Genomic DNA, 8,017 nt, shown 5'->3' with positions numbered 1-8,017 from the left:
ATCTTCGCCGTCATCTCGCTGATCGCCACGCCGCTCAGCAACGCGGTATCGCGGATCGCCGAGTCCGACGCCGACCGCGTCAGCCTCGAGCATTTCAACGAGCCGGACGGGCTCGCCAAGGCGCTGGTGAAAACCATCGAGTACCGCGCCGCGACGCCGTCGAGGCTTGAGGAAGTGATCTTCTACGATCACCCGGCGGTCGGGGCCCGGGTCCGTCGCGCCATGGACTGGAAGGCTATGCACCCGAAGGCTCCCAGTTCCTCCCCCAGCGCGTAGCGCGGTTTGGGGGAGGTGGCCGAAGGGCCGGAGGGGGTCCGCTCAGGCTGTTGAGGACCCCCTTAGTCAGCGGAGTTTATCCTCGGGCCGGCTTCGCCGGTCCCGGGGGCTGACAGCTCCCCCAAAAAGGGAGCAACTGGATTGCGCTACCGCTTCCTGACGAACACCGTGCCGGCGGAGTAGCCCGCACCAAAGGAGCAGATCAGGCCGGTTTCGCCTGGGGCGAAGTCGTCGTTGGCGCGGTGGAAGGCGATGATCGAGCCGGCCGAGGAGGTGTTGGCGAACTCGTCGAGGATGATGACGTTTTCGCCCGGCGCCGGTTCGCGGCCCAGGACGCGGCGGCCGATCAGCTCGTTCATGGTGATGTTGGCTTGATGTAGCCACAGGCGCTTTAGCCCCGTCGGATCGATCCCGAGGTCGCCGGCGTGCTCGACGATCATCTCCGAGACCAGGGGCACCACCTCGCGGAACACCTTGCGGCCTTCCTGCACGAACAGCTTGTCCACCGCCCCGATCCCTTCCGGCGCGGCGCGGTTGAGGAAGCCGAAGTTGTTGCGGATGTTGTTGGAGAACTGGGTGCGCAGTCGCGTGCCGAGGATGTCCCAGCCGCCGCTTGCGCGGTCCTCGGCCTCGACGATCACCGCCGTAGCGACGTCGCCGAAGATGAAGTGGCTGTCGCGGTCGCGGAAGTTGAGGTGGCCCGAGCAGATCTCCGGATTGACCATCAGCACCGCGCGCGCAGAGCCCGAGGCCACGAAGTCGGCGGCGGTCTTGATGCCGAAGGTGGCCGAGGAGCAGGCGACGTTCATGTCGAAGGCGAAGCCCCCGATGCCCAGCGCCTGCTGCACCTCGATGGCCATGGCCGGGTAGGCGCGCTGCATGTTGGAGGCCGCGCAGATGACCGCGTCGATCTCGCTGGCCGGCTTGCCCCAGCGGGCGAGGGCGTCCTTCGCCGCCTCGACGGCCATCTCGGCCAGCACCGACAACTCCTCGTTGGAGCGTTCGGGGATCTGCGGCCGCATGAGGTCGGGATCGACCAGGCCGGACTTGTCCACCACGTAGCGCGACTTGATGCCCGACGCCTTCTCGATGAATTCCACAGAAGACGGCGTCAGGGCCGCAATCTCGCCGGCGGCGATGGCCTGGGCGTTGGCTTCGTTGAAGCGCGCCACATAGGCGTTGAAGGCCTCCACCAGCTCGGCGTTGGAGAGGCTCTGGGGCGGCGTGTAGAGGCCGGTGGCGGCGATCACGGCTTGCGGCAAAGGGACCTCTCCGGCGGCGAAGCGGGAGTGATAGCACGGCTGGGCAGGCCGTCAGCGCACGTTGTGGCCGCAGGGCCACAGACGGTGTTCGCCATATCAATAAGGCCGAACCGACAACCATGGGCCGCGTTTGGAGCCGAACCCCGAGAGGGTTGGGCTGTTCGCGTAGCGTAAGGAAAGACTTCAATGAAACTACTGATCACGGCCGCCGCCGGCGTCGCCTTCGCCGCTCTCCTGCCGGCCATGGCGTCAGCTCAGACGGCTACCAGCGGGACCACCTTCTACGGAACCCTCGGCTACGCCGACACCGACCTCGACCATGTGAATCTCGGCGCGATCCAGGGGCGGCTCGGCGCGCGGTTCGGGCAGAACTTCGGTGTGGAAGGCGAAGTCTCCGGCGGCGTAAAGGACGACCACGTCAACGTCGGCGGCACGGACGTGAAGGTGAAGCTGGACCACCAGGAAGCGATCTACGGCGTGGGCTTCCTGCCGATCTCGCCGAACATCGACCTCCTGGCCCGCGTCGGTTATGGCCACACCGAAGGCAGCGGATCGGTCGCCGGGGTTTCCACGGCCGTGAAGGGCGACTCCTGGAACTACGGCGTCGGCGGCCAGTACACCTTCGACGGCGTGAACGGCGTGCGGGTCGATTACACCCGCGAGCAGTTCCAGCGCAGCAGCGGTGGTGACGCCAACGTCTGGTCCATCGCCTACGTCCGGAAATTCTAAGGCCGCGGCACGCGGCTGCACGGGAAAGCCCTCCCTGTCGCGGGGAGGGCTTTTTCTTGACCGTATGGCCGCCCACGCCCAACTTCGCCCCCGCGCGGAGGATCGCCATCTTGAACCAGGCCTTTTTCGTCCAGCTCGCGGTGTCCGGCGCCGCGGTGGCGGTGATGGTGGGCCTCGCGGCCTGGGCCAACATCGCCCGCTCCGCCCCGCCGCTCGACGAGGCCCGCGCCCGCCGGCTGCTGGCGGAGGAGTTTCCGGGGCGAACGCTCGACGGCCTGTGGATCGCCGTCGACGGCATGGGGGCGGTGGCCAAGTCCGGCGGCATGGCCCTGGTGCTCTGCCAGCTGGGCGACGGCTACGTGGCCCGCCAGATTCCGTGGGCCCAGGCGCTGGCCGCCAGCTTCAAGGACGGGCGGATCGTCATCGACCTGGCCGACGTCGCCGCCCCCAAAGCGGTTATCGCGCTGGAGGCCTGGCCGCCGAAGGGCTCGCATAAAGAGCTGGCGGCATGATCAAGGCCGCCTTCGACCCGGTCACGCTCGCGACGCCGTTCTTCATCCTCACCGTCATCCTGGAGATCGCGCTGGCGCGGTTCGGCAAGCTCGAGGCGCGCTACGAGACCAAGGACACGGCGGTCTCGCTGCTGATGGGGCTGGGCTCGACCCTGGCCGGCCTGCTGACCGCGGGCGCGAGCTTTGCGGCGGCGCTCTGGATCTACCAGCACCGCATCTTCACCGTGCCCATGACCGCGGTCTGGGCCTGGGTCCTGGTCTTCCTGCTGGAGGACATGACCTACTACTGGTTCCACCGCTTCAGCCACGAACGGCGCATCTGGTGGGCGGCCCACGTCAATCACCACTCCTCGCAGCACTACAACCTCTCCACGGCGCTGCGGCAGACCTGGACGGGCGGCGTGGCGGGAACCTGGCTGCTCTGGCTGCCGCTGTCGCTGCTCGGCTTCCCGCCGGCCATGGTGGCGATCCAGAAGGGGATCAGTCTCGTCTATCAGTACTGGATCCACACCGAGGCGATCCGCCGGCTGCCGCGCTGGGTCGAGGCGGTGTTCAACACCCCCTCGCATCACCGGGTGCACCACGCGCGCAACCCCCGCTACCTCGACCGCAACTACGCCGGCATCCTGATCGTCTGGGACCGGATGTTCGGCACCTTCCAGCCGGAACTGGACGAGGAGGCGTGCCGCTACGGCCTGGTGCACAACCTCGGCACCTTCAACATCCTGCGTGTGGCCTTCCACGAGTGGATCGGCGTCACCCAGGACATCATCCGCTCGCCCCGCCACGTCCTGGGCTGGCTGTTCGGCCCGCCCGGCTGGAGCCCCGACGGATCGCGGGACACCAGCGCCTCGCTGAAGGCGGCATGGGAAGAACGGCGCAAGGCGCCGATCGCCGAGCGCGAGGCAGCCTAGGTCACTCCCGCAGCAGCGGCAGGCTCAGCCCCGACACCGGCCGGGCCCCCAGGATCTCGCGGCGGAAGCGGTAGAGTTCGGCGGGCCGGCCGCCGGTGTCGGCGTCCATCCGGCCGAGGCCCTCGACCAGGTCCGCCCGCTCCAGGGCCCGGCGGAAATTCTGCTTGTGCAGGGGGACGCCGGCGATGGCCTCGGCCGCGCGCTGCAGGGCCGAGAGGGTGAAGGCCTCGGGCATCAGCTCGAAGACCACCGGGCGGTACTTCAGCTTGCCGCGCAGGCGGCTAGCCGCGGTGGCGAGGATGCGGCGGTGGTCGGAGAGCATGGGCTCGCCGAGCGCGGCGGCCAGCGGCGCGGGGAGGGCGGTCGCCGTCTCGCCGCGGTCGCGGGCCGCCTCGCGCGCCAGGCCCGCTTCGTAGAGCAGTTCGTAGCGCTCCAGCACCCGCTCCTCGTTCCAGGGCGCGCCCTCAAGGGCGAACAGCAGGCGCGCGCGGCCCAGGCGCTGGGGGTCGCCGTCGGCCCAGCGGCGGAGCGCCTCTTCGATCAGCGCCAGCGCGCCCGGCCGGCCTTCGCGCCAATCCTCGTAGGGGAAGAACCGCGACCACGGCCGCCACTCCGAGCCGGGCGCATGGGTGTCGACCGCCGCGGCCGCCAGCGCCAGGTAGCCCACCGAGATCACCCGGGAGTGTTCCGAGCTTTCGCCGCCCAGGTCGCCCATGTCGGCCAGCGGCGCGTCGCGGCCCTTGTCGCCGAAGGTGTAGAGCTGCTCGACATAGCCCAGGGTGAACCGCGTCTGCTCGGTCACGAACGCCCGCATGGCGAGCTCGAAGGTGCGGTGGCCCAGCGGATCGAAGGGGCCGAACGGCAGGCCCTCCTGGCTCGCGCCCGGCGGCCGCACGGTCAGCACCACGGCGTCGTCCGCCTGGATGGCCACCACCACGGCCGAGAGGCCGATGACCACGGCGCTGTCAGCGGAGAGGCTCATTCGGTGTCGAAGGCCTGGGCGTGCGACCGGTAGCCGGCCGCTTCGGAGAGCAACGCATAGCGCTGCAGGTAGCGCGCCTGCGCCTGGGCGGGCGGCAGCGGGTCGATCGTCAGGCTGTAACCGGCCGGCGGGGCGTCGAAGAAGTCGAGCGATTCCGCGTAGCTGAAGCCGGCGAGTTGGGTCGCCTCGAAGAAGGCGCAGGCGCGGTCGGCCTGCTTGATCAGCGTCTTGATCGGCACGGGCGTCCTGGCGGGCAGGCCGAAGCGCAGGTGGATGGCGCTCTCCAGCCGTTCTTCGAAGGTCTTGTAGTCGACCCCGAGCGCGGCCTTGAAGGGCGAGATCATGTCGCCGATCACATATTCCGAAGCGTCGTGCAGCAGAGCCGCCAGTCGCCAGCGCGGCTCCACGTCGGGCTTGATGTGGGCGACGATCTCCTCGACCACCACCGAATGCTGGGCCACCGAGAAGGCGTGCTCGCCGATCGTCTGGCCGTTCCAGCGCGCCACGCGGGCCAGGCCGTGGGCGATGTCCTCGATCTCGATGTCCATGGGCGACGGGTCGAGCAGGTCCAGTCGGCGGCCCGACAGCATTCTTTGCCAGGCGCGGGGTTCCGACGTCGAACGACGCAGCCCTTTCCTCACGAAAGCATTCCCTCCACAGTCAAGGTCGTGAACTGACCCAGGGCCTGACAAAGATCAATGCGGGCATATGCTCGCTGCGATCAATGCGAGCATAGGCGCGTGGGCGCTGAAGTTCACGCTGGAGGAACCGAACCGATGAGCTGGGCCCGTATCATGGCGCCTCTGTCCGGAGGTGGCGGCGACGCCGCCACGGTGGCCGCCGCCGTCATGCTGGCAGAGCCGTTCCAGGCTGAGATGGTGGGTGTCTACACCCCCGCCGACGTCGCCGACGTCATGCCCTGGATGGGCGAGGGGTTCCTGGGCGGCGTGCAGACCACGGCGCTGGAATCCCTGAAGGAGGCCGCCCAGGCCGGTGAGAAGAACGCGCGCGCCGCCATGGCGACGACCTCCTATCCCAAGAGCCGCTTCATCGCCCTGCAGACGCCGGTCTGGGCCGGGCTGTCGGCGGAAAGCCGGCTGTCGGACGTCGTCGTCTTCTCCTCCGACCCGGCGCGTGGGCGCGGGCCGCTGGCGGAGGCCTTCCAGCAGATGCTCGCCGACGAGCAGCGCCCGGTGCTGATCGCCCGCGAGGGCCTGCAGGTCGGCGGCTCGGTGGCGGTGGCCTGGGACGGCGGCAAGGAGGCCAGCCGGGCGGCGCGCCTGGCCCTGCCGCTGCTGGAAAAGGCCTCCAGGGTGGTGATCATGGCCGCGCCGAAGGCCAGTTCCCGCAGCTTCGATCCGGGACGGCTGCAGTCGTACTATGCGGCCCGAGGGGTCGAGGCCGAGATCGATATCCTGCCCGACAGCGGAGACGCCGCGCCGTTGCTGCTCTATGCGGCGCGCAAAGCCGAGGCGCATATACTGGTGGCCGGCGCCTTCGGCCACCCGCGGCTGCAGGAGTTCATATTTGGAGGAACGACGCGCACGCTATTGAACTCCGACGAGCCGTCGCTGTTTTTGTCTCACTAGTGTCTCGATTCCAAAGTTCGCCAGCTCCTGCGGCTGGCTTTGGGCGACCTGCGGAATCGACGCGTGCACTCGCAAGTTTATGTTTCTAGTATGGTTTCCGGATCTGAAGTTCCCAACTGTCTCGGCCGCGAGCGTTGTGGGAACTGCCGATCCACCTAGCTCTGCAAGAGGGACGTCCAATGACTCTGTCGCGCATCGTCATGCGGCTTGCCCGTAACCCTGGCACCGAGTTCGCCGGCGGCGACGACCATCGCGGCTACGCGCTGACCGCGCCCCTGACCGACGACGGCCACCTCGACGAGGCGGCCTATTCGAAGGCGCGCGACAACTGCACGGTCCGCCGCTTCTCGCCGGACGAGGATCCTGCCGACGGTCGGCTGGCGCGCAAGGGCTCGCGCTGGTTCTTCGACTATGAGGACGACGACGCCACCGACGACGAGCCGCTGCACCGGCTGGGCCAGCATCGCTTCGCCGTGGGCGAATACGTCACCGTCACCGATGAGGACGGCCGGCCGCTCACCTACAAGGTCGTGGAGGTCCAGCCGGCGGGCTGAGAATCTCAGACGCCAGCGTTCTTGCGGACCAGGCGCTTGACGTCGCCGAAGACGTCGTGGTGGTCGCCGGTCCTGGCCTTGACGACGGCTACGGTGATGGGGCCGATCTTGGGGCCGGCGGCTTCGTAGCCCACGGTCTTCCAGCCATCCTTCAGGTTGTCCTTGGCCAGGATGTAGGTGGCGCGGAAGCCGCGCTTGTCGCGGGAGAAGGCTTCGCCGCGCAGGCGCACGTCGCGGGACATGCGCACCACAGCGCCGTCCTCGCCCGCGTTCACGTGGATCATGCCAACGTTGACGTTGGCCTTGCCGTCGTCGTCGGCCTCGATGTGGATGCCGGGCAGGTCGACGCGGGCATGCTCGTTGCGGCCAGGATGCGAGCCGGTGTGATCGCCGTCATCGGCGTCCTTCGCCTCGCCGGCCGCGTCCTCGGCGGCCTGCTTGGCGGCCTTGGCGGCTTCCGCAGCCGCGCCGGCCGTGGCCTTGGTGTCAGCCGCGGCCGTCTTGGCGTCGGCGGTGGCTGCCGCGACCTTGGCGGCGGCGGTTTCCTGCTCGGTCGGGACCTCGGCCTGCAGCTCCTGCTCGACCGGCTGGAGGGCGGCCTCGTAGCTGGAGGAGACCGGGATCAGACGCAGCGACACCTGATCGCCGGCGCGGGTGGTGTAGAGGCAGGTTTTCCCGTCAGGCGCGACGCTGGCGCGGTCGAGGTCGCCCTGGCTCGCGGGACAGTCGAGGGCGGCGCGCGCCTTCGGCGGCGTGGTCGGCGAGCAGGCCGCGGCGGTCGCAAGCACCAGCCCGCAGGCGAAGAGGAAGAGCAGCGGCTTCATGGCGAAAGAGCTCCGGTCCGTTCCGCTGGAATCTGACCGGAGCCCCTTCAAAAGGCGAGTGAATTCGATGTAACGCCTGTTACCCCCCTCCACCGCCTCGGAGAGTGCGGGGCGGGTGGATCGCGCCGACGGCGCGAGACGGACGGGGCGTTTGGTCTATTGGCCCGGACGCGAGCCCGCGCCTTCGCGCCGCGCGAGGAAGGCCAGGCGCTCGAACAGGTGCACGTCCTGCTCGTTCTTGAGCAGGGCGCCATGCAGCGGCGGGATCAGCTTGGTGGGATCCTTTTCCCTCAGCGCCTCGGCGTCGATGTCTTCGACCATCAGCAGCTTCAGCCAGTCGAGCAGCTCCGAGGTCGAGGGCTTCTTCTTCAGGCC

General features: G+C 68.8%; 10 protein-coding genes and 1 pseudogene. 6 read left to right on the top strand and 5 right to left on the bottom strand.

Going from position 1 to position 8,017, the window contains the following annotated elements; all coding sequences use genetic code 11:
* Positions 1–276 (top strand): M48 family metalloprotease (locus JWP28_RS11250; RefSeq protein ID WP_299542904.1); only part of this gene is annotated, 276 nt, incomplete at its 5' end.
* Positions 277–422: 146 nt separating this feature from the next.
* Here the strand turns inward: JWP28_RS11250 and JWP28_RS11245 are convergent.
* The gene (locus JWP28_RS11245; RefSeq protein WP_299542903.1) at positions 423–1,538 is read right to left on the bottom strand and encodes a beta-ketoacyl-ACP synthase III; all 1,116 of its coding nucleotides are present in this window, start codon (positions 1,536–1,538) and stop codon (positions 423–425) included.
* Positions 1,539–1,724: 186 nt separating this feature from the next.
* On the opposite strand from JWP28_RS11245, the gene JWP28_RS11240 reads away from it, so the two are divergent.
* The 3 genes from JWP28_RS11240 to JWP28_RS11230 all read left to right on the top strand — a co-directional run bounded on the left by JWP28_RS11240 (position 1,725) and on the right by JWP28_RS11230 (position 3,693).
* Positions 1,725–2,267 (top strand): porin family protein, encoded by a 543-nt coding sequence (locus tag JWP28_RS11240; RefSeq protein WP_299542902.1) that lies wholly within the window; start codon positions 1,725–1,727, stop codon positions 2,265–2,267.
* Between the two features lie 110 nt (positions 2,268–2,377).
* Positions 2,378–2,779 carry a hypothetical protein gene (locus tag JWP28_RS11235; RefSeq protein WP_299542900.1) on the top strand — a complete coding sequence of 134 codons (402 nt, stop codon included), beginning with the start codon at positions 2,378–2,380 and terminating at the stop codon, positions 2,777–2,779.
* Positions 2,776–3,693, top strand: a complete 918-nt coding sequence (locus tag JWP28_RS11230; RefSeq protein WP_299542898.1) for a sterol desaturase family protein — start codon at positions 2,776–2,778, stop codon at positions 3,691–3,693. The genes JWP28_RS11235 and JWP28_RS11230 overlap by 4 nt, the downstream gene beginning before the upstream one ends.
* A 1-nt stretch (position 3,694) precedes the next feature.
* On the opposite strand, the gene JWP28_RS11225 is transcribed toward JWP28_RS11230, so the two are convergent.
* On the bottom strand, positions 3,695–4,675 hold the full coding sequence (locus JWP28_RS11225; protein WP_299542895.1) for an NAD regulator: 981 nt from the start codon (positions 4,673–4,675) through the stop codon (positions 3,695–3,697).
* Positions 4,672–5,265 (bottom strand): HD family hydrolase, encoded by a 594-nt coding sequence (locus JWP28_RS11220; RefSeq protein ID WP_299542893.1) that lies wholly within the window; start codon positions 5,263–5,265, stop codon positions 4,672–4,674. Before JWP28_RS11220 ends, JWP28_RS11225 begins: the two co-directional genes overlap by 4 nt.
* Positions 5,266–5,451: 186 nt before the next feature.
* Between JWP28_RS11220 and JWP28_RS11215 the strand changes: the two genes are divergently transcribed.
* Together JWP28_RS11215 and JWP28_RS11210 are read left to right on the top strand one after the other, a co-directional pair.
* Positions 5,452–6,264: a universal stress protein gene (locus JWP28_RS11215; RefSeq protein ID WP_299542891.1), complete on the top strand. Its 813-nt coding sequence runs from the start codon at positions 5,452–5,454 to the stop codon at positions 6,262–6,264.
* A gap of 179 nt (positions 6,265–6,443) precedes the next feature.
* Positions 6,444–6,818: a hypothetical protein gene (locus JWP28_RS11210; protein ID WP_299542889.1), complete on the top strand. Its 375-nt coding sequence runs from the start codon at positions 6,444–6,446 to the stop codon at positions 6,816–6,818.
* A gap of 5 nt (positions 6,819–6,823) precedes the next feature.
* On the opposite strand, the gene JWP28_RS11205 is transcribed toward JWP28_RS11210, so the two are convergent.
* Together JWP28_RS11205 and JWP28_RS11200 are read right to left on the bottom strand one after the other, a co-directional pair.
* On the bottom strand, positions 6,824–7,642 hold the full coding sequence (locus JWP28_RS11205) for a hypothetical protein (RefSeq protein ID WP_299542887.1): 819 nt from the start codon (positions 7,640–7,642) through the stop codon (positions 6,824–6,826).
* A 156-nt stretch (positions 7,643–7,798) separates the two neighbouring features.
* Positions 7,799–8,017: pseudogene (locus JWP28_RS11200) on the bottom strand (ATP-binding protein); the annotation flags it as partial.

Source organism: Phenylobacterium sp., assembly GCF_028290885.1.
In the GTDB taxonomy this organism is placed as follows: Bacteria; Pseudomonadota; Alphaproteobacteria; order Caulobacterales; family Caulobacteraceae; genus Phenylobacterium.
This window is presented reverse-complemented; position numbering and strand designations above follow the sequence as displayed.